General features: G+C 59.5%; 22 protein-coding genes and 1 pseudogene. 5 read left to right on the plus strand and 18 right to left on the minus strand.

The window, feature by feature from the left end:
• Positions 1 to 37: 37 nt before the first annotated feature.
• The 6 genes from ASC74_RS05480 to ASC74_RS05505 form a co-directional block, all read right to left on the minus strand.
• Entirely contained in the window at positions 38 to 535 is a 498-nt protein-coding gene (locus tag ASC74_RS05480; protein WP_056739893.1) for a hypothetical protein, read from the minus strand.
• Between the two features lie 207 nt (positions 536 to 742).
• A complete protein-coding gene (locus ASC74_RS05485) occupies positions 743 to 1,360 on the minus strand; it encodes a LysE family translocator (RefSeq protein WP_056739894.1) in 618 nt (205 codons plus the stop codon).
• 51 nt (positions 1,361 to 1,411) lie between these two features.
• Positions 1,412 to 2,251 (minus strand): AraC family transcriptional regulator, encoded by an 840-nt coding sequence (locus ASC74_RS05490; RefSeq protein WP_056739896.1) that lies wholly within the window; start codon positions 2,249 to 2,251, stop codon positions 1,412 to 1,414.
• 75 nt (positions 2,252 to 2,326) lie between these two features.
• The gene (locus tag ASC74_RS05495) at positions 2,327 to 2,968 is read right to left on the minus strand and encodes a DUF1345 domain-containing protein (RefSeq protein WP_056739898.1); all 642 of its coding nucleotides are present in this window, start codon (positions 2,966 to 2,968) and stop codon (positions 2,327 to 2,329) included.
• A gap of 192 nt (positions 2,969 to 3,160) precedes the next feature.
• Complete coding sequence (locus tag ASC74_RS05500) at positions 3,161 to 6,259, minus strand: efflux RND transporter permease subunit (protein WP_056739899.1); 3,099 nt, start codon at positions 6,257 to 6,259, stop codon at positions 3,161 to 3,163.
• Between the two features lie 15 nt (positions 6,260 to 6,274).
• Positions 6,275 to 7,432 (minus strand): efflux RND transporter periplasmic adaptor subunit, encoded by a 1,158-nt coding sequence (locus tag ASC74_RS05505; RefSeq protein WP_056739901.1) that lies wholly within the window; start codon positions 7,430 to 7,432, stop codon positions 6,275 to 6,277.
• Positions 7,433 to 7,698: 266 nt separating this feature from the next.
• Between ASC74_RS05505 and ASC74_RS05510 the strand changes: the two genes are divergently transcribed.
• Positions 7,699 to 8,400, plus strand: a complete 702-nt coding sequence (locus ASC74_RS05510) for a response regulator transcription factor (RefSeq protein ID WP_008155184.1) — start codon at positions 7,699 to 7,701, stop codon at positions 8,398 to 8,400.
• A 4-nt stretch (positions 8,401 to 8,404) separates the two neighbouring features.
• Positions 8,405 to 9,706, plus strand: a complete 1,302-nt coding sequence (locus tag ASC74_RS05515; protein WP_056739903.1) for an ATP-binding protein — start codon at positions 8,405 to 8,407, stop codon at positions 9,704 to 9,706.
• A 191-nt stretch (positions 9,707 to 9,897) separates the two neighbouring features.
• Here the strand turns inward: ASC74_RS05515 and ASC74_RS30825 are convergent.
• The 4 genes and pseudogenes from ASC74_RS30825 to ASC74_RS05530 form a co-directional block, all read right to left on the minus strand.
• Positions 9,898 to 10,014 (minus strand): annotated as a pseudogene (locus tag ASC74_RS30825) (nicotinamidase); the annotation flags it as partial.
• A 100-nt stretch (positions 10,015 to 10,114) separates the two neighbouring features.
• Positions 10,115 to 10,891, minus strand: a complete 777-nt coding sequence (locus ASC74_RS05520) for an anti-sigma factor family protein (RefSeq protein ID WP_056739905.1) — start codon at positions 10,889 to 10,891, stop codon at positions 10,115 to 10,117.
• Positions 10,888 to 11,385: a sigma-70 family RNA polymerase sigma factor gene (locus ASC74_RS05525; protein WP_201784085.1), complete on the minus strand. Its 498-nt coding sequence runs from the start codon at positions 11,383 to 11,385 to the stop codon at positions 10,888 to 10,890. Before ASC74_RS05525 ends, ASC74_RS05520 begins: the two co-directional genes overlap by 4 nt.
• Positions 11,386 to 11,439: 54 nt before the next feature.
• The gene (locus ASC74_RS05530; RefSeq protein ID WP_056739906.1) at positions 11,440 to 11,976 is read right to left on the minus strand and encodes a tetratricopeptide repeat protein; all 537 of its coding nucleotides are present in this window, start codon (positions 11,974 to 11,976) and stop codon (positions 11,440 to 11,442) included.
• A 223-nt stretch (positions 11,977 to 12,199) separates the two neighbouring features.
• Here ASC74_RS05530 and ASC74_RS05535 point away from each other — a divergent pair, with 223 nt between their 5' ends.
• Positions 12,200 to 12,973 (plus strand): class I SAM-dependent methyltransferase, encoded by a 774-nt coding sequence (locus ASC74_RS05535; RefSeq protein WP_056739908.1) that lies wholly within the window; start codon positions 12,200 to 12,202, stop codon positions 12,971 to 12,973.
• A gap of 140 nt (positions 12,974 to 13,113) precedes the next feature.
• Here ASC74_RS05535 and ASC74_RS05540 read toward each other — a convergent pair whose 3' ends face one another.
• The 4 genes from ASC74_RS05540 to ASC74_RS05555 all read right to left on the minus strand — a co-directional run bounded on the left by ASC74_RS05540 (position 13,114) and on the right by ASC74_RS05555 (position 16,072).
• The gene (locus tag ASC74_RS05540; RefSeq protein WP_056739910.1) at positions 13,114 to 14,067 is read right to left on the minus strand and encodes a D-2-hydroxyacid dehydrogenase family protein; all 954 of its coding nucleotides are present in this window, start codon (positions 14,065 to 14,067) and stop codon (positions 13,114 to 13,116) included.
• Between the two features lie 13 nt (positions 14,068 to 14,080).
• A complete protein-coding gene (locus ASC74_RS05545) occupies positions 14,081 to 15,106 on the minus strand; it encodes an alpha/beta fold hydrolase (protein ID WP_056739912.1) in 1,026 nt (341 codons plus the stop codon).
• Positions 15,107 to 15,191: 85 nt separating this feature from the next.
• Positions 15,192 to 15,626 (minus strand): YqaA family protein, encoded by a 435-nt coding sequence (locus ASC74_RS05550; RefSeq protein WP_056739914.1) that lies wholly within the window; start codon positions 15,624 to 15,626, stop codon positions 15,192 to 15,194.
• Positions 15,626 to 16,072, minus strand: a complete 447-nt coding sequence (locus tag ASC74_RS05555; RefSeq protein ID WP_056739916.1) for a DUF411 domain-containing protein — start codon at positions 16,070 to 16,072, stop codon at positions 15,626 to 15,628. Before ASC74_RS05555 ends, ASC74_RS05550 begins: the two co-directional genes overlap by 1 nt.
• 421 nt (positions 16,073 to 16,493) lie before the next feature.
• Between ASC74_RS05555 and ASC74_RS05565 the strand changes: the two genes are divergently transcribed.
• Positions 16,494 to 17,006 carry a hypothetical protein gene (locus ASC74_RS05565; RefSeq protein ID WP_056739921.1) on the plus strand — a complete coding sequence of 171 codons (513 nt, stop codon included), beginning with the start codon at positions 16,494 to 16,496 and terminating at the stop codon, positions 17,004 to 17,006.
• A gap of 53 nt (positions 17,007 to 17,059) precedes the next feature.
• Here ASC74_RS05565 and ASC74_RS05570 read toward each other — a convergent pair whose 3' ends face one another.
• A complete protein-coding gene (locus ASC74_RS05570) occupies positions 17,060 to 18,055 on the minus strand; it encodes an aldo/keto reductase (RefSeq protein ID WP_056739923.1) in 996 nt (331 codons plus the stop codon).
• Between the two features lie 118 nt (positions 18,056 to 18,173).
• On the opposite strand from ASC74_RS05570, the gene ASC74_RS05575 reads away from it, so the two are divergent.
• Positions 18,174 to 19,100 carry a LysR family transcriptional regulator gene (locus tag ASC74_RS05575; protein ID WP_056739925.1) on the plus strand — a complete coding sequence of 309 codons (927 nt, stop codon included), beginning with the start codon at positions 18,174 to 18,176 and terminating at the stop codon, positions 19,098 to 19,100.
• On the opposite strand, the gene ASC74_RS05580 is transcribed toward ASC74_RS05575, so the two are convergent.
• The 3 genes from ASC74_RS05580 to ASC74_RS05590 form a co-directional block, all read right to left on the minus strand.
• Complete coding sequence (locus tag ASC74_RS05580; RefSeq protein WP_056740105.1) at positions 19,089 to 20,042, minus strand: GNAT family N-acetyltransferase; 954 nt, start codon at positions 20,040 to 20,042, stop codon at positions 19,089 to 19,091. The two genes, ASC74_RS05575 and ASC74_RS05580, sit on opposite strands and share 12 nt — an antisense overlap.
• Positions 20,042 to 21,331, minus strand: coding sequence for an AMP-binding protein (locus tag ASC74_RS05585; protein WP_056739927.1), 1,290 nt, complete (start codon positions 21,329 to 21,331; stop codon positions 20,042 to 20,044). The genes ASC74_RS05580 and ASC74_RS05585 overlap by 1 nt, the downstream gene beginning before the upstream one ends.
• 67 nt (positions 21,332 to 21,398) lie before the next feature.
• Positions 21,399 to 23,801 carry an acyl-CoA reductase gene (locus ASC74_RS05590; protein WP_056739929.1) on the minus strand — a complete coding sequence of 801 codons (2,403 nt, stop codon included), beginning with the start codon at positions 23,799 to 23,801 and terminating at the stop codon, positions 21,399 to 21,401.
• Between the last annotated feature and the right edge of the window lies 1 nt (position 23,802).

The following is a 23,802-nucleotide window of genomic DNA, read 5'->3' on the forward strand; positions in this document are numbered from 1 at the left end:
TTGAAAGCTTCCTTTTTTATTGCGGGCTGTTGGCGATTTATTTTCGGCTCTGGCTCAGATCGGCGTTAACAAGTAATTCTCCATTGATCGGAAACAGACTGTTGCCATCTGCCCCACCATGATCAAACAAACCGTTCCACGTCGCGGTCAGGGTTTTTTCGATGTCATCATATTGAAACGTAATGCTACCGCTGTCGGCCACGTGTAAATCGCCATTCACGGGATTTGAGTTGTAGGTCACTCTGACATCTTCTATATCCTTGGATATTGAAGACGTTCCCGTTGCAGGTTTTTTGTAAAAGACAAATTCGATTGTTTGCGTCATGCCATTTTCAGTGTGTCCAGCTCTTAACCAGTAATGCTGCCCATCGGGAAAATCCTTCAGCTCGATTGAAGGGATAGAGGTAGAGCGAAACTCCTTGAATGCAGGGGTTTTGACGTGTTTGAAATTTGGATTGGAATCGCCATTGATGGTGGCGGACAAGTACGCTTGTGCTGAAAGAGTTGTCGGGTAGGCCCGGGCTGCGAAGCTCATGAGTTTATCTCCATACATGATAGTTAGAGGCATCCAAAGACTGAGCAGTCCTAATCCTGGATGCTGTATGGAAACTTAAATATAACCCCGCTGTAAACTGTCAGAGTTGACAGTTTACATTGTGGTGGTTTTGTGGGTTTTAATTTAAATGTTTAAGCTGATTGGCTATATAAAAAATGGTATATGGGGGCGCTCTTTTATTAAGAATCAAGCTAATACGCTTAGCCATGTAGAGCCCAATAACAATAGTGCCATGCAACGGTTGAAGCGCCGAATCGTTAGCGCAGAGCGTAAAACACGAGATGATCCGATGCCCAGTGCCGCCCAGCATCCCAGGCATGGAATGGCGACAAGAAAAAATACGATCGACAAGTACAGTGTATGAATGATCCGGTCTTCTGTGTGCACAGTGAACACGCTCGCGACTGCCAAGGCCATTGCCCAGGTTTTGGGGTTGATCAGTTGCAATCCTGCAGCACCCCATAAACCCAGGCGCCGATGGTTATGGGCTGGAGCATCGGGCTTGGATACTTCGACAGGGTCCTGGAACATTTGCAAGGCCAGGAAACTCAGCCAGACGACGCCAACCCACCGCATTGCCTGTTGCACGCCGGGGTTCGCGTTGAGGGCTTGACCAAAACCACTGCCCACTAACAACACAATCAATGCCGCGCTCGCGCAGGCGCCAAAAATGATCGGCAATGCGGCTTTGAAACCGTATCTCGCGCTGTTGCTCAGGACCAAAATGTTGGTTGGCCCCGGCGTAATGGAGGCGACGAAAGCGAACAGCAAAAATGGCAGCAGCGTGGGAAAGGTGGACAACATGGCAGCGGACTCCGTGAATGATCTCAGGAGCCAATCCTCACAAAGCCTGCTTCACGCGTCTGGAAGATTTGAGCAGCGCTTGCGATACAGCGCCGGCGTCAAGCCATAAGCCCGGACAAACCAGCGGCCCAGGTGACTCTGGTCGGCAAACCCCAGCTCCATCGCCACCGTCGCCGGTTGCTCGCCACGTGCCAACATTCGCCGGGCAGTGGCCAGGCGCAATTGCACCAGATACGCGTGGGGTGCCATCCCATAAGCGGCCTTAAAGGCGCGGGTCAGGCGGAAGCGATCAACTCCGGTGACGGCAGCCAGTTGGTCGAGGCCGATGTCGTATTGAGCGTTGGCATGCAGATACTCCCTCGCCTTCTGCGCCACCAGCGGCAGGCGCGGATCCTCGCCATAGCGGGCGCGCCAGTGCAGGTGACTGGTCAGCCGTTCGAGCAAACCGTCGAGGGCGGTCTGGCGGACGATTTTCAGCTCACCGTGATGCAGGGTTTGAAACGCCAGGCTGGTGGCGTGGGCCAGTCGCGAGTCGCTGGCCAGGGTGTTGGCGAAACTCAATTGACTGTTGTCGGGGGCATTTTCGAAGACTGCACTGAGTTCACGTTTCAGCCACTGCGGGTCGAGGTACAGCATGCGGTAGGTGAAACCGTCTTCGGTCGGCGCGTCGCCGTCGTGGATGTCACCTGGCTCGAGCAGAAACACCTTGCCCGGCGTGCTTTGGTGCTTCGCCCGCCGACAGTGGAACTGCTGAACCCCTTGCTCGGTGACGCCCACCAGATAGCTGTCATGCCAGTGCGGGTCGTAGGCATGGCCTTCGAAATGCGCGCGCAGGGTCTCGATGCCGGTGTCGGCGTCCTGGGCCAGGTCGATCCAGTTGTGAGTCGTCATGCTGCACCTGTGAGACGGATAGCCGACGTATTTAACGCCCGCGCCGAGGGCGGTGACTAGAACGTTTGTGCAGGATCAGTTGAACAGTCCCGCCGCGATGTTGATCGAGAACCCGAGAATGGCCGTGTTGAACAGAAAGCCGATCAGCGACTGCGCCAGGACAATCTTGCGCAAATCCCGAGTCGCCACGCCAACATCGGACGTCTGCACCGCTGCGCTGATGGTGAAAGAGAAATACAGGAAGTCCCAGTAATTGGGCGTTGTCAGACCTTCAGCAAAACGCAGTGCCGGGTCTTTGCCGCCCCAGGTGTAGAACAGACGGGCGTAGTGCACGCTGAAAATCACCCCGATCAGCAGCCATGAACCGATCACCGTCAACGCGGTAAAACCGTAATGCAGCAGCTTGCGCGTGGTTTCAAGGTCTTTGCTGCCAGCCAGTTCGAAAGTGATGGTCGCCAGGCTGGCAATCGCCGCGATACACACCACAAACAGCACCAACCCGGCATTTTCGTCTTCGACCTCGGCAATGCGCTTCACGTCCGGCGCTTTGGCGCGCGCGGTGAGCCAGAGCATCAGGACCAGGTAAGTCCAGACGCCGGCATTCCAGCCGAAGAGGATTTTGCTGATGATCGAGTCGGCCGGCGCCAGAATGCCCACCGCGACGCCGAGGGTGGCCGCGGCGGACAGGCGAGGGTGGGTGCGGGCGAGGAAGGACATGTGAACTCGATGCGTCAGGGCTTTGCAAACACCTTAGCCCAGCGCATCCAGTTGTGACCACCAAGCTGTAGGCGATGAGGCCTCCTGTGGGAGCGGGCTTGCTCGCGAAGGCTGTGTGTCGGTCAACATCCATGTTGAATGTGATGGCCTCTTCGCGAGCAAGCCCGCTCCCACAGGGGTAGGTGGTGTGGGTTAGAGGTCTTTATGCCGTTTGCGGACCAACTTCATCACCACCACAAAAAACACCGGCACAAATACCACCGCCAGCGTCGCGGTGATCATCCCGCCAATCACCCCGGTGCCGATGGCTTGCTGGCTCGCCGAACTGGCCCCGGTGGCAATCGCCAACGGCACCACGCCGAGGATGAATGCCAGCGACGTCATTACAATCGGCCGCAGTCGCAGGCGTGCGGCTTGCAGGGTGGCGTCGATCAGGTCATGGCCTTCGTCGTACAGGCTCTTGGCGAACTCGATGATCAGGATCGCGTTCTTCGCCGACAGCCCGATGATGGTGATCAGCCCGACCTTGAAAAACACGTCGTTGGGCATCCCGCGCAAGGTCACGGCCAGTACCGCGCCGAGTACGCCGAGCGGCACCACCAGCAGCACCGAGGTCGGAATCGACCAGCTCTCATACAACGCGGCCAGACACAGGAACACGATCAGCAACGACAAACCGAGCAGGATCGGCGCCTGACTGCCGGACAACCGCTCCTGCAACGACAACCCGGTCCATTCCTGGCCCAATCCTGCCGGCCCTTGCGCCACCAGACGCTCGATTTCCGCCATGGCTTCGCCAGTGCTGTGACCGGGCGACGGTTCACCGGAAATGCTGATCGCCGGGTAGCCGTTGTAGCGCGTCAATTGCGCCGGGCCCTGAGTCCATTTGGCCTGGACGAAGGCCGACAACGGCACCATTTTCCCGGCGCTGTTGCGCACGTGAATCTTCAGCAGATCGGCGACCTGACTGCGCTGATCGCCTTCGGCCTGTACCACCACACGCTGCATCCGCCCCTGATTGGGGAAGTCGTTGATGTAGGCCGAACCGACGGCGGTGGACAGCACATTGCCAATGTCGGCAAAGGACACGCCCAGCGCGTTCGCCTGTTTACGGTCGACTACCAGTTGCACTTGCGGTGCTTCGGCCAGCGCGCTTTCGCGCACGTTTATCAGGATCGGACTTTTCTCGGCGGCAGCGAGCAATTCACTGCGCGCCTGCATCAACGTGGCATGGCCGAGGCCGCCACGGTCCTGCAAGCGGAACTCGAAACCGCTGGAAGTGCCGAGGCCATCTACCGGCGGTGGCAGGACGGCAAACGCTACGGCGTCCTTGATCTGGCTCAACGCGATGTTGGCGCGATCGGCAATCGAACTGGCCGAGTCGTCGCTACCTCGATCAGACCAGTCCTTGAGCGTGGTAAACGCCAACGCCGCGTTCTGCCCGCTGCCGGAGAAGCTGAAACCGAGAATCACCGTGCTGTCGCCGACGCCGGGTTCAGTGGCGTTGTGGGCTTCGATCTGCTCGACCACCTGCACCGTGCGGTTCTTGCTTGCACCCGGTGGCAGTTGAATGTCGGTGATGGTGTAACCCTGATCTTCCACCGGTAGAAACGAGGAGGGCAGTCGACTGAAGCACACGCCCAATCCGATCAGCAGCACGCCGTAGATCAACAGGTAACGTCCAGTGCGTTTCAGCGCATAGGCGACCCAGCCTTGATAACGCTCGGTCAGTTGCTCGAAACGCCGGTTGAACCAGCCGAAGAACCCACGCTTCTCGTGATGTTCGCCCTTGGCAATCGGCTTGAGCAGCGTCGCGCACAACGCCGGGGTCAAGGTCAGGGCGAGGAACGCCGAGAACAGAATCGAAGTCGCCATCGACAAGGAGAACTGCCGGTAAATCACCCCGACCGACCCCTGCATGAACGCCATCGGAATGAACACCGCGACCAGCACCAGCGTGATGCCGATGATCGCCCCGGTGATCTGCTTCATTGCCTTGCGCGTTGCCTCTTTGGGCGACAGGCCTTCGGTGGCCATGATTCGCTCGACGTTCTCCACCACCACAATCGCGTCATCCACCAGGATGCCGATCGCCAGCACCATGCCAAACATGGTCAGCACGTTGATCGAAAACCCGAGCGCCAACATGGTCGCAAACGTGCCCATCAGCGCCACCGGTACTACGAGGGTTGGAATCAGCGTGTAGCGGATGTTTTGCAGGAACAGGAACATCACAGCGAACACCAGCAACATCGCCTCGCCCAGGGTGTAAACCACCTTGGTGATCGAGACTTTGACGAAGGGCGAGGTGTCGTACGGGATCTTGTATTCCACACCAGCCGGGAAGTAGCGCGCCAGTTCGTCCATCTTCGCCCGCACCAACGTGGCAGTGCTCAGGGCATTGGCGCCCGGCGCCAATTGCACGCTGACGGCGGTCGACGGTTTGCCGTTGAGGCGCGTGGAGAACTGATATTCCTGACTGCCGATCTCGACGCGCGCCACGTCTTTGATGCGCACAGTTGAGCCGTCGGGATTGGCTTTCAGGACGATGTCGGCGAATTCTTCCGGTGTCGACAACTGACCTTTGACCAGAATGGTCGCGGTGATTTCCTGGGTGGTGCGGGTCGGCAAGTCGCCGATGCTGCCGGCCGACACTTGTGCGTTCTGCGCGACGATGGCGGCGTTGACGTCAGCCGGGGTCAGGTTGAAACCGATCAGCTTCTGCGGATCGATCCAGATTCGCATGGCCCGTTCGGCGCCATACAACTGTGCCTTGCCGACGCCGTCCAGACGTTTGATCTCGTTCATCACGTTGCGCGCCAGGTAATCGCTGAGCGCCACGTCGTCGAGCTTGCCGTCGCTGGAGGTGAGGGTGATCAGCAGCAGGAAACCGGCGGAGACTTTCTCCACCTGCAAGCCCTGCTGCGTCACCGCTTGAGGCAGGCGTGACTCGACTACTTTCAGACGGTTTTGCACATCGACCTGAGCCATTTCCGGATCAGTGCCCGGCTGGAACGTCGCGGTGATGGTGGCACTGCCGAGGCTGCTCTGGGATTCGAAATACAGCAGGTGGTCAGCGCCGTTGAGTTCTTCCTCGATCAGGCTGACCACGCTTTCGTCCACGGTCTGTGCCGAAGCACCTGGGTAGGTGGCGTAGATTTCGACTTTCGGCGGCGCGACGTTGGGGTATTGCGCCACCGGCAACTGCGGAATGGCCAGGGCGCCGGCCAACAGGATGAACAGGGCAACCACCCAGGCGAACACCGGGCGATCGATAAAGAACTGCGGCATAAAGAAGCGTCCTGCTTACTGACCAGAAGCCTGGGCAAGTGGAAGAGGGGTGTCGTCGATCTGCACTTTTTCGCCGGGACGGGCGTGTTGCAGGCCTTCGGTGACGATGCGGTCACCGGGCTTGAGGCCGCTGGTGACGATCCAGCGATCGTTCTGCACGGCGCCCAGTTCGACCGGTTGCTGGCCGACCCGTAGTTCGGCGTCGAGCACCAGCACTTGGGCGATGCCGGCGCTGTCACGCTGGATGGCCCGTTGCGGCACGCTGATGCCTTGCTGAATGACCGCTTGCTCCAGACGCACGCGCACGAAGCTGCCCGGCAGCAAGTCGAGGTCCGGGTTGGGGAATTCGCTGCGCAGGATGATCTGGCCGGTGCCGGGGTCGACGGTGATGTCGGCGAACAGCAACTTGCCGGGCAACGGATAGAGGCTGCCGTCGTCCTGGATCAGCGTGGCTTTGGCCTGGTCCTGACCGACCTGCTGCAACTGGCCGGAACGGAACGCCCGGCGCAGGTCGTTGAGTTCGCGGGTCGATTGGGTGAGGTCGGCATGGATCGGGTTCAGTTGCTGAATCAATGCCAGCGGCGTGGTTTCGTTCTGCCCGACCAGTGCGCCTTCGGTCACCAACGCGCGGCCGATGCGCCCGGAGATCGGCGCCGTGACCGTGGCGTAACCCAGGTTGAGTTTCGCCCGTTCCACGGCGGCTTTGTTCGCGGCGACGTCGGCAGCCGTTTGCCGGGCACTGGCCCGGGCGTTGTCATAATCCTGACCGCTGATGGCATTGCCTTCGATCAACTGCGCGTAACGCTGCTCTTGCAGGCGCGCCTGGAACGCGTTGGCTTCAGCCTTGCGCAGCGCCGCTTCAGCGCTGTCCAGGTCTGCCTTGAACGGCGCCGGGTCGATACGGAACAACACTTCACCTTTTTTCACATCGCTGCCTTCGCGGAAGTCCCGTTGCAACACCACGCCGGCAACCCGGGCGCGGACTTCGGCAATCCGTGGCGCGGCAATCCGCCCGCTCAGCTCACTGGTGATCGACAGGGGGCTGGCTTGGATGGTTTCGATCCGAACCGTGGCCAGAGGCGCCTGTTCTTCGGCCGTCGAGGCCTTGTCACAAGCGCTCAGCGTCACCGCCAGTGCAATCAGGCTGAGCCTGGCAAGCAGATTCTTTGACATGTAATACCCCAATAATGACCCCCAGCATCCTACGGGGAGGCGACGAGGGTAGCGGTGAAGCTTTGTAGGCGCTGTGTGAAATTGTGTAAGGGTTTTACTCAGGCATGGGTGAGGGCGTATATCCTTCGCAACTTGATTACGTTTGCGCCTGCCAGGACGCCTTCGCGAGCAAGCCCGCTCCCACAGTTGAAATGCATTCCCCTGTGGGAGCGGGCTTGCTCGCGAAGAGGCCGGATCAGGCACCACAGCACTTTCTGGAAACACCCATGCCCAACATCCTCCTGGTCGAAGACGACACCGCGCTCTCGGAACTGATTGCCAGTTACCTGGAACGCAACGGCTATAGCGTCAGCGTGATCAGCCGTGGTGACCATGTGCGCGAACGTGCGCGGGTCAATCCGCCGGACCTGGTGATCCTCGACCTGATGCTGCCGGGGCTCGATGGCCTGCAAGTCTGCCGCTTGTTGCGCGCCGATTCGGCCACGCTGCCGATCCTGATGCTCACCGCCCGCGATGACAGCCACGATCAGGTGCTGGGCCTGGAAATGGGCGCCGACGACTACGTCACCAAACCCTGCGAACCGCGTGTGTTGCTGGCCCGGGTGCGGACGTTGTTGCGTCGCAGCAGCCTGACTGAACCGCAGACGGCCAACGACCGCATTCTGATGGGCAATCTGTGCATCGACCTGTCCGAGCGCACCGTGACCTGGCGCGAGCAATTGGTCGAACTGTCCAGCGGTGAATACAACCTGCTGGTGGTGCTGGCCCGGCATGCCGGCGAGGTGCTCAGTCGCGACCAGATTCTGCAACGCCTGCGCGGCATCGAGTTCAACGGCACCGACCGCTCGGTGGACGTGGCGATTTCCAAGCTGCGGCGCAAGTTCGACGACCACGCCGGCGAGGCGCGCAAGATCAAGACCGTGTGGGGCAAGGGTTACCTGTTCAGCCGTTCCGAGTGGGAATGCTGAGTCGATGTTCAGAATCCTGTTTCGCCTGTACCTGGTAACCATCGTTTCGTACAGCGCGGCGATCTATCTGGTGCCTGACGTGGTGATCAAGGTCTTCCAGGAGCGCTTTGTCACCTACAACCTCGATTATTCGCGCGGGCTGCAAACCCTCATCGTCAAACAGTTTCACGCCGTGCCCCCGGAGCAGTGGCCGGCATTGGCCGCGGAGATGGACAAGGAATTCCAGCCGCTGCACATCGTCCTGACCGGTAACGACGACGCCGATTTCACCCCTGATGAGCGCAAACGTCTGCAGCGTGGCGAGCACGTCGTGCGCATTGGCGACTGGGGCTGGCGCACCCTGGCGGTATCGCCGCTGAACGAGCGGACGGTGGTGGAGATGGTCGTGCCGCCGGACCCGATGGACGTCAGCCTGTTGTACTGGAGCATCAACGTGCTGATCGGCGCGACCATGCTCGCCTGCCTGTTGCTGTGGCTGCGCCCGCACTGGCACGACCTGGAGCGCCTCAAAGGTACGGCTGAACGTTTCGGCAAGGGCCACTTGAGCGAGCGTACACAGATTTCCAAAAGCTCCAACATCGGTAGCCTGGCCAATGTCTTCGACACAATGGCCGGCGATATCGAGAACCTGCTCAACCAGCAGCGGGACCTGCTCAATGCCGTCTCTCACGAATTGCGCACGCCCCTGACACGACTGGATTTCGGCCTGGCGCTGGCACTGTCCGACGATTTGCCCGCTGCCAGCCGCGAACGTCTGCAAGGTCTGGTCGCGCACATTCGCGAACTCGATGAGCTGGTACTGGAACTGTTGTCCTATAGCCGCCTGCAAAACCCGGCGCGGCTGCCGGAGCGGGTCGAGGTGTCGCTGGATGAATTTATCGACAGCATCCTCGGCAGCGTCGACGAAGAACTGGAGTCCCCGGACATCGTTATCGATGTGCTCCTGCACGGACAACTTGAACGCTTCGCCCTCGACCCAAGACTGACTGCCCGCGCTATTCAGAACCTGCTGCGCAATGCGATGCGTTACTGCGAAAAACGCATTCAGATTGGTGTGCAGGTGTGTGCCAAGGGGGCTGAAATCTGGGTGGACGATGACGGGATCGGTATTCCGGATGAGGAGCGTGAGCGGATATTTGAACCTTTCTATCGACTGGATCGCAGTCGGGACCGGGCTACTGGCGGGTTTGGTCTGGGGTTGGCCATCAGTCGTCGAGCGCTGGAAGCTCAGGGCGGCACGCTCACCGTCGAAGCGTCGCCGCTGGGTGGGGCACGGTTCCGGTTGTGGTTGCCCACCTCAGCCTGACGCATTCTTTGTAGCAGCTGCCGAGCCTGCGAGGCTGCGTTCGAGCCGGGGTCGCGCCCGACCGCAGCACTCGTAAAACCAGGCAACCGGTTCTTTCAGGAAAACCGCGTCCGCCGGACTTGCGAGGACTGCGGTCGGGCGCGACCCCGGCTCGAACGCAGCCTCGCAGGCTCGACAGCTGCTACAGGAGGTTAACCTGGCACTTCGGTAGATTGAATCAAACCAACCCCAGCCACCTGCATCCGCTCGATCGCTGCGGCCAGTGAGCCGTCCAGATCAATCGCCCGACACGCATCCATCACCACAAACGTCTGTACGTCGATGACCAGCAAGGCTGTGCGTGAAGAAATAGGCATGGGTGGGTTTTCCTCCTTGGAAATGAGACACCGAGCATAGTGACAAAACGGATCACGCGCTCAGCCGGCCTCTCAACAATTTCGCCATGTCCTCCAGATCCACCACCGGGTTATGCCCGATCAGCATCCAGGCATGTTGCATGTCGGCCCAATAGACAATGTTCATCCCGTACCGGCGCTCCTGGGCGAAATGCCGGCTGCCGCTGTTGGAGCGGGTGACGCACAGCGCCATGGGGCCGTGCGTCGGGTCCAGGTAGGTGATTTGGGCAATGGCGACGCCGTCGTACTCGAGGATTTGCGCGCGCTTGTACTCGGAGCGTGGCAGGGCCAGTTGCGCCGGCACAAGATTCAGGCCCAGACGCGCATCAATGGTCCGCAGTTGCGCTCGCTGAGCGGCTTCGTCAGTGGGCAAGTGGTCCAGGGTTTGCGGCACGTAAAGCGACATGTACTCGGCCACCAGCCCGCGCCAGTTTTCCTTTTGCTGGCTCAACTGCCAACCGAGGAACAGCCGATCCGCCAGTACGCCACTCACCACCAACCCGGCGGCCGCCGCGAGAAACCAGCGCCGATTCATGGCCGGGCGTTCAGGTGAAGGCAAGGTGTCGAGCATCGATTGCAAGCGGTCCACGGGCGCCTGGCGACCCAGCTCATCGTAGGCCTCCTTGAACGGCAGGCTGCTGCGGGCCAGCCATTGCAGGCGCAGATTGAGCGTCGGGTCCTCGGCAATGGCCGCGTCGATGCGGGTGCGCTGTTCGCTGTCGAGCTGGTCGTCGAGGTAGGCCACCAGTTGCTCATCCGAGGGTACCGTCGGGCGTGCGTGATCGTTCATCGACGTTCTCCAGAGGAAGGGTTCGGCACGGCGTGCAACGGCGGGTACTCGGCCAGTTTCGCCCGTGCAGCGGCCAGGCGACTCATGACGGTGCCGATGGGCACATCCAGCACGTCGGCCACTTCGCGGTAGGACAAACCTTCGACATAGGCGAGAAACACCGTTTCTCGCTGGGTTTCGGGCAAGGCATCCACACGCCTGATCACCTGCGCCGCGAGGACATGGGTTTGCGCCGCGTATTCACCGTCGAACGACAAGGCGTTGTCGGCATCCACCAGCCCCTGTCCATGACGCACCCTTCGGGAGCGAACTTCGTTGAGCCAGATCGAGTGCAGAATACTCAGCAACCAACGGTCCATGCGGGTGCCCGGGACAAACTGCCCGGCACGCTCGAGCGCCCGCACGCAGGTGGCCTGCACCAGGTCTTCGGCGACATGTCGTTGCCGGGACAACAGCAGGCCGTAGCGCCATAAACGCGCCAGGTGCTGGCCCAGTTCTGCCCGTATTGCCTGATCGCTGGCGATGGCGACCTCCGTCTGCTCGGTGTGTCAGGTTTTCGATGAGTCGTTGATGGCTTCGGCCAGGTCCTGGTATTCCTCGCAGGTTGTGCTGCCGCAGATGGTTTTGATCTGCTGCAACTGCTCCTGCGCCAGGTCCAGCCGACCTTTGACCACATACGCTTCGCCCAGGTATTCGCGAACTTGCGCGTAGTGCGGGTCAAGTTTGACCGATTGCAGGTAATAACCGATGCCTTCGTCGGTACGCCCCAGTTTACGCGTAGCGTAGCCGCGATAGTTCAAGGCCTCGGCGGTGTTTGGCTGTTTGAGGGTGTCGAGCAGGGCCAGGGCTTCTTCGTAGCGACCGTCCTTGGCCAGGCGATAGGCGTAAACGGTGCGGTCGGCGTCCGGTACCAGGCTGCTGGTTTGCTTGAGGCATTTTTGCGACCGGGAGTCGAAGACCTGCCCTTTGGGGCAATTCGGTCTTGCGGGGGCGTCATCGCCACCACCATTGGCGAATGCAAGCGAACTGGACAAGGCGACTGCCAGCAGCAACTGGACGGTTAACACAGCGAAACGGATGTTCATGGGTGATGCTCCACAGGTTAATTCGCTTCAGTTCGTGCCATGCCCCGGCAACATGCGGTGCAAAGTGTTATCACGCAAGCTGAAATGGTGAACTCTCAGGGGGGATGAAAGGTGAACACCGCAGGGTGAACAATTATTCATTTCTTTCTGGCGGTCTGTGCAAGGAAAGCTCAAATCGAGGCGCTATGCTCGACAGCATTCGTTGTCGATCTGGAGCACTGCCATGAAAGATCAGGTCCATCACTCGGCGGCTGCCGGCTATAGAACCGGCGCTGATACCTACGTTCGCGGTCGTCCGGATTATCCGCCGCAAATGGCCGATTGGCTGACGGGTACCCTTGGTTTGAACGCGGACAAAGCCGTGGTTGATCTGGGCGCCGGTACCGGCAAGTTCACCGGTCGGCTGGTGGCGACCGGCGCGCAAGTGATTGCGGTGGAGCCGGTGGCGCAGATGCTAGAGAAATTGTCCGAAGCCTTCCCCGAAGTGCTGGCCGTCAGCGGCACCGCCATGGACCTGCCGCTGCCCGATGCTTCGGTGGACGTGGTGATCTGCGCCCAGGCTTTTCACTGGTTTGCCGGCACCGAAGCACTGACCGAAATTGCCCGTGTACTCAAACCCGGCGGCAAGCTTGGGCTGGTGTGGAACCTGCGGGATACCCGGGTGAGCTGGGTGCCGAAACTGGATGCGATCGTCAATGCGCTGGAGGGCGATACGCCGCGCTATTACACCGGAGCCTGGCGACAGGCGTTTCCGCATGCGGCATTCGGACCGCTGGCGGAACAGTGTTTCAGCCATAGGCATACAGGCTCGCCGGAAGATGTGATTTTCAACCGCGTGCGCTCCACCAGTTTTGTGGCGGCATTACCAGAGGAGGAGCGGGCGAAGGTTGATGAGCAGATCAGGGCGCTAATTGCGGCGGAGCCTGACCTGCGTGGCAGAGACGTGGTGACGGTGCCCTATGAGACGGCGGTGTTTGTAGCGGTGAAGGGCAGTTAGATCGGTGGTGAGGCCATTCGCGAGCAGGCTCGCTCCCACACTGGTATGCGGCCGGACACAAAAATCTATGGTCGCTGAAAATCTATTGTGGGAGCGAGCCTGCTCCGGGCGGCGTTCCGACGAAGAACGATGACTCGGTATCAGCTCAGTAGACGGATTGGTTCTCCCGCAGACCAAGCCTGAATATCCTCAATCATCTGCGAGAAAAACTGGTGATAGTTCTGCTGGCTGACATACCCGACATGGGGCGTGGCCAGCACGTTGTCCAGGGTTCTGAACGGATGATGAGGCGGCAAGGGTTCCTGCTCGAAGACGTCCAGCGCAGCACCGGCCAGTCGCCGTTTCTGCAACGCCTTGATCAACGCGGCCTCATCGACAATCGGTCCGCGCGCCGTGTTGACCAGCAGCGCCGTGGGTTTCATCCAGTCCAGCGCCTGGGCGTCCACCAAGCCACGGCTACGATCGCTGAGCACCAAATGGACCGACAGCACATCGGCCTGTTCGAACAGTTCCTGCTTGCTGACGTAGGTCACGCCGACTTCGGCTGCGCGTTCGGCGGTCAGGTTCTCGCTCCAGGCAATCACCCGCATGCCGAATACTTGACCGAACTGGGCAACGCGAGTGCCGATGCTGCCCAGACCGAGGATCGCCAGGGTCTTGCCGTGCAGGTCGCCACCCAGGCTTTGCTGCCATAAACCGGCGCGCAGGGCGTTGGCTTCGACCACCAGGTTGCGGGTCGCCGCCATGATCAGCGCCCAGGTCAGTTCCGGCGCGGCGTGCTTGTAACTGTCGGTGCCACAGACCTGGATACCCAGTGCGGTGGCGGCTTTCAGGTCCAGGGCGGCGTTACGCATGCTGCCGGTGACCAGCAGCTTGAGTTTCGGCAAGCGCCGCAGCAGGTCCTCATCGAACCGGGTGCGCTCGCGCATCACGCAGATCACCTCGAACTCACCCAACCGTGCCGCCAGGGTTTCGTTGTCGGCAGGGTAGTCATGGATGAAGTTCACCTGGCCGATGTCGTCCAGCACCGACCAGTCCACCACGCCACGGGCCACGTCCTGCCAGTCATCAATCACCGCAATCTGCACTGCCATCAGCCTTACCTCATCAATGAACGGGGTTGGTTTTGTTCAGCCAGGCGAGCAGGGCCTGGTGGAATTGCGCCGGTTCTTCCATTTGCGGCGCGTGGCCCATGCCGGGGAATTCGACCAGCGTCGACCGGGGAATCAGCTTCGCCACCTGCTTGCCGAGGACGTCGTAGTGACCGAGTTTCGCCTTGACCTCGGGCGGCGCGATGTCGCTGCCGATGGCCGTGGTGTCGGACGTACCGATCAGCAGCAGGGTCGGCATCTTCAGGTCCTTGAACTCGTAGTACACCGGTTGGGTGAAGATCATGTCGTAGATCAGCGCCGAATTCCACGCCACCTGCGTATGCCCCGGTCCTTTATTCAGCCCGGCGAGCATGTCTACCCAACGATCGAATTCCGGTTTCCAGCGGCCGCCGTAATAGGTGTTGCGTTCATAGGTGCGGATGCCGTCGGCCGTGAGTTTTAGCTCGCGTTCGTACCATTGATCAACCGTGCGATAGGGCACGCCGAGGGCTTTCCAGTCTTCCAGGCCGATGGGGTTGACCAGTGCCAGTTGTTCGACTTGATCGGGGTATTGCAGCGCATAGCGAGTGGCGAGCATGCCGCCGGTGGAGTGCCCGAGAATACTGGCTTTTTGAATGCCGAGGGCCTTGAGCAATTGCTGAGTATTGGTCGCCAGTTGCTGGAAGCTGTACTGATAGTTGTCCGGTTTGCTGGAGGTGCAGAAACCGATCTGGTCCGGGGCGATGACCCGGTAACCGGCCTCACTCAAGGCCTTGATCGAACTGTCCCAGGTGGCACCGCAGAAATTCTTGCCGTGCATCAGCACCACGCTGCGTCCATTGGCCTTGCGGTGGGCGGCGACATCCATGTAACCCATTTGAAGGGATTTGCCCTGGGACTCAAAGGCGAAATGCTTGACCGTGTAGGGGTATTCGAACCCTTGCAGTTCCGGGCCATATTCCGGGCCTTCAGCGTGGGCGATGACAGGCAACGCAGCGGTCAGCAGCAGGCCGGGCAGCCAGCGCGAGCGAGTGAGGGACATGGGTGAACTCCATTGGAAATCGGCCGATGCTGGATCGGCATGATTAGGGCGACATTAAACACAGGCAATCGCCGTGGATAATCGTTCAACCCATCCAGCCCACTGTGGCCATGGCCAACACACCATAACGGGCGCCTTTGGCGAGGGTCACGATCAGCAGAAATCGCCCCAGCGGCTCGCGCATCACGCCGGCCACCAAGGTCAACGGATCACCGATCACAGGCACCCAGCTCAGCAGCAACGACCAATGACCGTAGCGCTGATAATGGACTCGGGCTTTTTCCAGATGGCGCGGGCTGACCGGAAACCAGCGACGGTCGCGAAATCGCTCGATGCCGCGACCCAGCCACCAGTTCAGCAGCGACCCCAAAACATTGCCCAACGTCGCCACGGCCAGCAGTGACCAGAGCCAGTACTTACCGCTGAGCAACAGCCCCACCAGCACCGCTTCGGACTGTAGTGGCAACAAGGTGGCTGCGCCGAATGCGGCGAAGAACAGCCCGACGTACGCACCGAACATCAATGGGCAGGGTAGTCCGCCACCACCACGTCAGAGCCGTCCTTTTTCAGGCCGATCACTTGATACGCATCGCTCATGCCGTCCATTTCCATGCCAGGCGAACCCATGGGCATGCCGGGGGCGGCTACACCCAATAGATCGTCGCGCTTGCTCAAGGCCAGCACCTGATCGGCGGGAACATGGCCTTCGACGAATTTGCCGTTGATCAAGCCGGTATGGCACGACGCCAGACGCGGAGGCACGCCGTGCTGTTGCTTGAATTCGCTCATGTTGGCTTCGACGTGATCCTCGACTTTGAAGCCGTTGGCCTCTAGATGACTGATCCATTTTTTGCAGCAGCCGCAATTGGCATCGCGGTGGACTTCAATCGGGATCAGGTCGGCGGCCTGGGCCAGGGAGGAGATGAAGAGGGCGCTCAGGGCGGCCAGACGCAGGTGGGTTCGCATGGGGGTCTCGTCTCGGGTTGCGGCCAAAAAAGACGCATTTTGACCGGTTTTTCCAACCAGGCATCGTGGGATTGTTTCGAAGTGATACGAGGCTGGGCAACAAGATGATCGTAGATCAAAGCTGTCAGCCGGATGAGCACAGGATTACAAAATTGTCAGGTTTGATTGATACAGCCAGGCAGGCTGGCTGGCCACGGCCTCCATGGGCGTTGCATTTACCCATTTCGAAACGCATGTGCAGCCCTCTGGAACAAGGCGCTTGGCGATTTGTATCGTAAATGTAGAAGAATTGTAAAAAAGCAGAAATAGTTGTTTGAGAGGGGGCAATGCCGCGTCGATACTCCTGCCCACTTCAGTCAGGTCAACAGGGATTAATGATGACCGCTGTACCTGAATATCGGCATACAAAAGGAACCTGGATATGAGCATCGGCCCCATCGCCAATTGGACGATTCGTGGCGACAATGCCCCGCAGCCGCAGAACACTCGCAGCCTCAAGGCCAACCAGATGTTGCAAGCGGTGGGAAAAAACCCGCTGGCCTTGAACGTCATCAAAATGGATCAGATGAAGCTTCACAGCCAGATCAAGGGCTTTGATCCGGAGAATGTCACGTCCACCCAGTTGGGCAAATTGAGTGCTTTTCTCGTCGAGAGGGGGCTGATCAGCGGCGTCACGGCCGCCATGTTTGCCAACGCCGGCGACAAGTTCGATCGTTTTGGTGTTCAGGCGGAACCTGATCAAAAGTTCGATGCGCTGGAATACTTCGCCACTCAACTCAATGGCATCGAGACCAACAACCTCAAAGGCAACAAGTACGCCAATTACCTGATTCCCGAGTACAAGCAAGCTATCTATGTACTGCAGAATTTGAAGGACTACGGCGACGCTGCCGATCAGACCGTCAAGAAGAAGTCGATCAACACGCGAGCATGACAGCATCGCCTGTCAGACCTGCCACGGGTGTGAGCAGGTCGACAGGCAATGATTTACCGGTCGAGCAACTTCATGACTTCCTCCGGGTAACGTAAACCTGCGGTGGCATTGGCCGGGAATATCGCTTCCAGAGCGAGTAACTCTTCGCGACTCAATTTCACGTCCAGCGCGGCCACATTTTCTTCCAGGTATTTACGCTGTTTGGTTCCCGGAATCGGGATCACGTAATCACCCTGAGCCAGTACCCACGCGAGCGCCAGTTGGCCGGCGGTCACGCCTTTTTCGGCGGCCAGGTCCTGCACTTGCCGCACCAGCAGCAGATTCTTCGCGAAGTTCTCTCCTTGAAATCGCGGGCTGAAGCGCCGGTAGTCGTCTGCCGCGAAATCATCAGGGCTTTTCAGCGCTCCGGTGAGAAAGCCTCGACCCAACGGGCTGTAGGGGACGAAGGCGACCCCCAGGCGCTGACACGCGGCCAGACAACGGTTTTCCTCCTGATCACGGCTCCACAACGAATACTCACTTTGCAGTGCACTGATCGGATGAACCTTGTGTGCCCGCTCGAGCGTTGCGACCGAGGCCTCGCTCAAACCCAGGTACCGAACCTTGCCGGCTTTCACCAGGTCGGCCATGGCGCCGACGGTTTCCTCGATGGCCACCTGCGGATCGATGCGGTGCTGGTAGTACAAATCCAGGGTCTCGACACCGAGGCGCTTGAGGGTGCCGTCGATAGAGGCGTGAATGTAATCCGGTCGGCCGTTGACGCCCCGCGCAACCGGATTGCCCGGGTCGCGGACGATCCCGAATTTGCTGGCCAGAAACACCTGGTCGCGCTTGCCGACGATGGCCTTGCCGATCAGTTCTTCGTTGGTGTGTGGGCCGTACATGTCAGCAGTGTCGAGCAGGTTGATTCCCAGCTCCAGCGCGCGGTGCAGAGTGGCCGTGGCTTCGCGGATGTCCACGCCAGTCGTGTAGAAATCGGTCATGCCCATGCAGCCCAGACCCATCGCGCTCACTCGCGGACCGTTTTTGCCCAGTTGACGTGTTTGCATGAAATCAGCTCCCTGTGAATGTGAAACCTATTGTTGACCTCGACAGAAACAAGATAAACCGGCTAAAACTGCTATCACTGTTCGTAATTTCTAAATAATAAGCCGGTAAGCAAAAACAATGGACCGTTTTAACGCCATGCGCGTGTTCACTCGAATCGTCGAACTGGGCGGCTTTGCCAAGGCGGCGGACAGCCTGCAATTGCCTCGGGCCTCAGTGACCATTCTGATCCAACAGCTGGAGGCGCATCTCGGTGTGCAGCTGCTGCAACGCACGACGCGGCAGATCAGCCTGACGCTCGACGGTGCGGCCTATTACCCTCGTTGTGTACGGTTGCTGGCGGACCTGGAGGAAACCGAAGCGGTGTTCAGCGCTGCACGCAACAACCCCAAGGGGCTGTTGCGCGTGGACATGCCGGCGGGCGTGGGACGCTTGATGGTGATCCCGGCATTGCCGCAATTTACTGCTCGATATCCTTTGATCGAGTTGGAAATCGGCTTGAATGACCGGCCTGTCGACCTGATTCGCGAAGGCGTCGATTGCGTGCTGCGGGGCGGCGACTCACTGGACGATTCACTGGTGGCGCGGCCGTTGGCCATGTTGGACCAGGTCACGTGCGCCAGCCCCGACTACTTGAAGCGATTCGGAACGCCCCAGTGTCTGGCTGACCTTGAAGGCCATCAGATGGTGGAGTACTTCTCCAGCAGTAATGGCAAGCGTTATGGGCTGGAATTCATGGTCAATGATCAGGTTCAGGCCATAAATCTACCCAAGCAAGTCTCGGTCAACAGCGCCGATGGTTACCTGGCCGCTTGTGAGGCGGGGTATGGTCTGGTCCAGACCCCGTATTACCACGTCGCCCGCCAACTGAGCGAAGGCCGTTTGTGTGAAGTCCTCAGGACGGTGCCGACACCGGGGATGCCGCTGACAGCGCTCTACCCGCCACACCGCCAGTTGTCCCGGCGGGTGAGGGTGTTTGTCGATTGGTTGGTGGAGCTATGCGCGCAGCCGGGCAATGACTTTTATCGAAAAGACTCACGCGGCTGAGCGGGCTCTGTTCAGCGCTTCGGCGCTACTCTGCGTGTTGGCGTTTTGTTGTAAATCGTCATGCAAGCGTTGCATGTGCGGGCAGTGCAGGTTGAGGTGTCGAGACTGCACCCCTCGATGAAACAGTGCGAACCACCCATTGGTGTTTGATGTAGGCATCAGCCCGGTGAAGGCGAAGCCAAGGGCTGCCAAATTGCGCAAGTCCCCGGAAAAGTGCCGTGACAACTGAAGTTTGGCCGAAATGAGCCAGTGCCTCGGCAATTGCCGGATCTGGTCCAGCAGACGTTTGGTCAAACGTTGAATGACCATGTCGAATCTTTGATGGTGTTGCGTGAGTTGCAAGGGCCGGGAAGACAACGGCGTTGTGTCCGGATAAGTCCCGAACACGGAACACACATGCTGCATAAACCCCCGGCAGCTGTCAGGCCATGGGATGTCGGGGAGTGGACGCGTATGTCCTTCGACGATGTAACAACCCATCACGATGGTTTCCGGCAGCGGCTCAGCGAAGGGCGAAGGGACGTAGTCAGGAAGCAGACCCGTGCTGTGGAAGCCGATGTTTGCTGCCATGCGTTGCGTGTAGGGGTGGTGTGTCACTTGTTTGATCGAGACGCTGTTGAACCCCATGGAACCTGACCGCGACAGCAACTCCCGTCCCAGACGGGTCGCGATACTCTGCCCCTGCGCGGCGGGATGCACCACACTGAGGGCCAGCTCGGTGGTGTTCGCAGGGGTGTCATGGCACAACGCTGCATGCCCTAGAACGCGTACGTCGTCCACCGCCAGCATCGACTTCCAGCGCCCCTCGGCATTGTGCTGATTGATCATATTCGGCAAGTAAACATCCGGCTGAACGTAATGATCGCCATAGACCTCGCGAAACAACTGGCTCACGGCACGTGCGTCGGATGGCCGATAGGGTCGAAAAATCAAATGCGGCATCATGCGGGCTCCGGCGACGGTGCGTCATACACGCGCAAGTCCAGGACCCGCAGTTGTTTGCCGGAGCGTGGGTGAAGCTTCAGGGCTGTGACATCGCAGGACAGCACTCGCAACTCCAACAGACCCTCACGGCTCAGTTCCTCGATGGCGGGATAGTGTTCAACCAGCGCCTCGTACAACGCTCGGCACACCGGTACGGTGGCCTTTGATAGCGCTGAGGGAACCCACTTCATACTCAAAATATCTTTGTATCCGTCATGTTCGATCAGCAATTGCCATTGGTCGTTATGGGCAATGCGCTGGACGATCTGCTGGATGACATCGATCAGCAGCGACAGCACCCCGACTCGCACTCGCTGGCTGTGTGCGCTACGTCCCTTGAGGGCGAATTTGCGCTTCGGGGTTGCGCCGGGTTCGCGCCAGCACGCGCGGTCGCCCACCGGATAACGCAGCAGTGGCATGAGCCGGCGAGTCAGATTGGTCACCACCAATAATCCGGTGCGATCGCATTCTTCGATGACTTCACCGGTGAGTTCATCGACGATCTCCAGCAAGGTTTGTGGTTCAAACACCCGATGCTCGCCCAAGGCGCAGTCGCGACCGCTGGCCCCGATAAGGCCGGCGTCTACGCTGGCGTAGCCAATGGAAGCAATGCGCACGTTGGGAAACACGTCGGTGAGGATTGCCAACTGCGGGGCAAACAGGCTTTCGCCGCCATACAGCAACGTATCAACCCCGCACAGTACTCGTCGATGCTGGTTCAGGTAGGCCGCGAATCGCAGCAGTTGTGCCGGTACGCCGACGAGCACGTTGATCCGATGCTGATCAATCGCATCGGCCAGTACGTCCAGCTCGACGTGTCCGGTAAACGGAAACTCGCAAATGGATCGCCTGACATGTGCCAGGGAGTCGTGGATGAACAGAAAACTGGCGTAAAGATCACCGGAAAAAAACAGATTGGCGACACGGTCGCCGTCGTTCAGCTGATAGGAGAAACTTTCACCGAACGTACTGACCAGTTCTTGCCATTCGTTATAGGTGTACACCGTCAGTTTGCCCTGGCTGGTCGATCCGCCGGTTTTGAACACCAGCGCATCGTCGACCTTTCCGGTCAGGACCGGCCAATGACTCAAGTCATGGCTGTCAGCCCAATAGTCCGCCACGTTGGTCAGCGGTAGATCGTGTAACGTAATGCCCTGCGGCGGTAAGTGTTCCAGTTGCTGGCGGTAGTAGTTTGAATGTTGCCGTATATAAGGCAGCAGTTGTTCGAGCGAATAAGTTGTTTTCACTGGGTTCTCTTTTTTATATCAGTCGTGTAGACGGTTAAAAACAAGTTGTGAGTAGTCGGCGGTATTTTTATTTTCTTTTATCAACAACCAAAGGTGTTTTGCCGCTGTGTTTGTTTCGAGTGAACGCTTGCTCCATGCACACTTGAACTTCGACAGTTAACAGTTTGGCGTTTACGGCATTAGCCAGCGCTTCATGGCTCAGCAATGCGTTGCGAACCTGGTTGATGTCTGCATCCGTTAGAACGTTGAGTCGCTCGACGCCATCAGAGGTGTGATCCAGAACAATCTGAATGGGCGCGCCGACGCTATCCTGCAGAGCCGACGGCGAAATGAACTCCGTGCCCATTCGCACCAGTTTGCCGTGGCGCTGGAGCAGTTCGAATCGGGGTGAGTCCAGCCCGCAAGGACAGACTCCGGGTATCCAGCGACCGGTGTCGCCCACGTCATATCGGCGCACGGTTTGGCCTTGTCGTGCTCGTGAAGTAAACAACAGGCGACCGATCTCATTAGCCTGAACCGGTTGATCCTGTTCGATCTGCACAATGTCCAGATGCTGGGTGTCGCACATCAAGTGAAACACCCCGTTCGCGGTGGCTGCGCACGCATGCCCCAAGGGACCGGCGTCGACGGAACCATAGATCGCCGAGCGGATCATCGAGACCCCGCAGCTTTCCATGAGGCTCACACTGGTTTGCCCCGAATGCTCGCCACCGAGGAACACTTTGCTGATACCTGCGTACGCGCGGAGCCGGGTCTGCTCGTTGAAAAACAGACGATGCAAAGTGCTCGGCATGCCGATTAGCACGGTCACACGCTGGTCGACGATCAATTGGGCGATTTCGCTGAAATCATCGTCCTGAGGCGCGCCCATGGGGAAGTGTGTGACGCCCATCAGTTCCAGTATTTTGGTAAAACTGAGGAACCCTCCGTACAGGCTGCCGCCGTAAAACAGGTTCATGACCCGGTCCTGTGAAGGATCAAGCCCGGCGGCGAACAGGCCGTCGGCCGCTGCACGCATCTGCCGTTGAAAGTCGCGATAGCTGAAACCGGCGAGGGCCGGAGCGCCGCTGCTTCCTCCAGAGCGAAAATACAATTGCGCCGCGGTGCCCATCGGCTGGGTCGTGAAGGCGTTTTTGTCCATGATCGGCTCATGGGCGGTGTCGAGGGCGGGCGGGACCGGGTCGAGCGTTGCCCGGCCCGTGAGCACATCAGGTGCCAGACTCACCGAAAGGCGGCGACTCAGACGCGTCAGCGCGTAGACGCCATCATGCGGCTCACCGGCGTAGCCGTCGTGAATCCCGCCACACGCTGCAATACGGGTGACCCCAGCGTTGACCAGCGCTCGAGCAAGGCCTGGCGTTTCTGCCGCAGAGCAAATCAGCGCGCAGCTTTGCAGGACCGTGCGCCAGGGCAACAGTGTCTCGGCGATCAAGTGTTGCGGCACGGGCTTGAGCAGCACCGTACGAAACAGCGGCGACGGTGCGAGCGTCTGATGGTGTTCCCAGATGATCCGCCATCCGTGGCCGGCCCAGACCTGGCCGGTCTGGTTCGCAAAACAGTAATCCAGTTGCGCCATGGCGGTGCGGGTGGTGATCTCGCAAGCCTCTTGGTCGGTGGGCACTAGCGCCGGCCAGTGCGACGCGCGACGTTTGAAGGCTTCGCTCAAACGCTCGCCCAGATCCAGCAGGATGGCCGGGTCGTTGCTGTCCACCAGCACCCATTGCGGGCTGGAACACGCTTGTTGATCCAGACTGCACACCTCATCCACCAACGCATCCAGCGTCGAAGGGCTGGCCGCGTCAGGCGACAGATAAGCGAAACTGATCCTGTGCCCCCAATCGATCCAGCGACATCCGGCGGGGATCTGCTGACGAATCGCCTTGAGCGCCTTTTCACCGCCCCAGGCTGACACGCCATCGGCCTGAGCGCAGAGTTCGGCTATCCGGGAAGTGCCCACAGGCAGTACCGCGACGAATTCGGCAAGCCTGCCACTGGTGTCGCACTTCACAAAGGCAGCCAGCAATTGCGCAGTCAAACCCGCATCGCTGGCGCTGGGGCGTAACCAGTTAATGTTCCCGGCCAGCAGGCTTTCGAGAACCGCACAGAACGCGAGCATCGGCGCATTGCCCGGCGTCACATGCACCACCAGTCCCAACGGGTGCCAGCTTTCAAAGTGTGGCTGCCGGTAGTCGATACGCCTCAGCGAACGAGGTTGCGAGCCCAGTTCTCGCTCAAGCTTCGTGCTCAGGTTGCTGTGCTGGCAGAAATCGATAAGCCCCTGACATTGATCGTCGTCGAGGGGCAGGTTCAGGCTGCGAGTCTGTAGCTGGGTGGCGAAACGAGCCGCGGTTTCGATGACGGTCTCGCTGTCGATCGGTGCAGAAAGCAACCCGGGCAATTGTTTTCGAAGGTTGTCGAGGGCGCTTTCCGGGGTGACGTCGTCACGCAGTTGGCCATTGATGAGGTACATA

Origin of the sequence: Pseudomonas sp. Root329, assembly GCF_001424925.1 — a bacterium.
Classification (GTDB): Bacteria; Pseudomonadota; Gammaproteobacteria; order Pseudomonadales; family Pseudomonadaceae; genus Aquipseudomonas; species Aquipseudomonas arabinosi.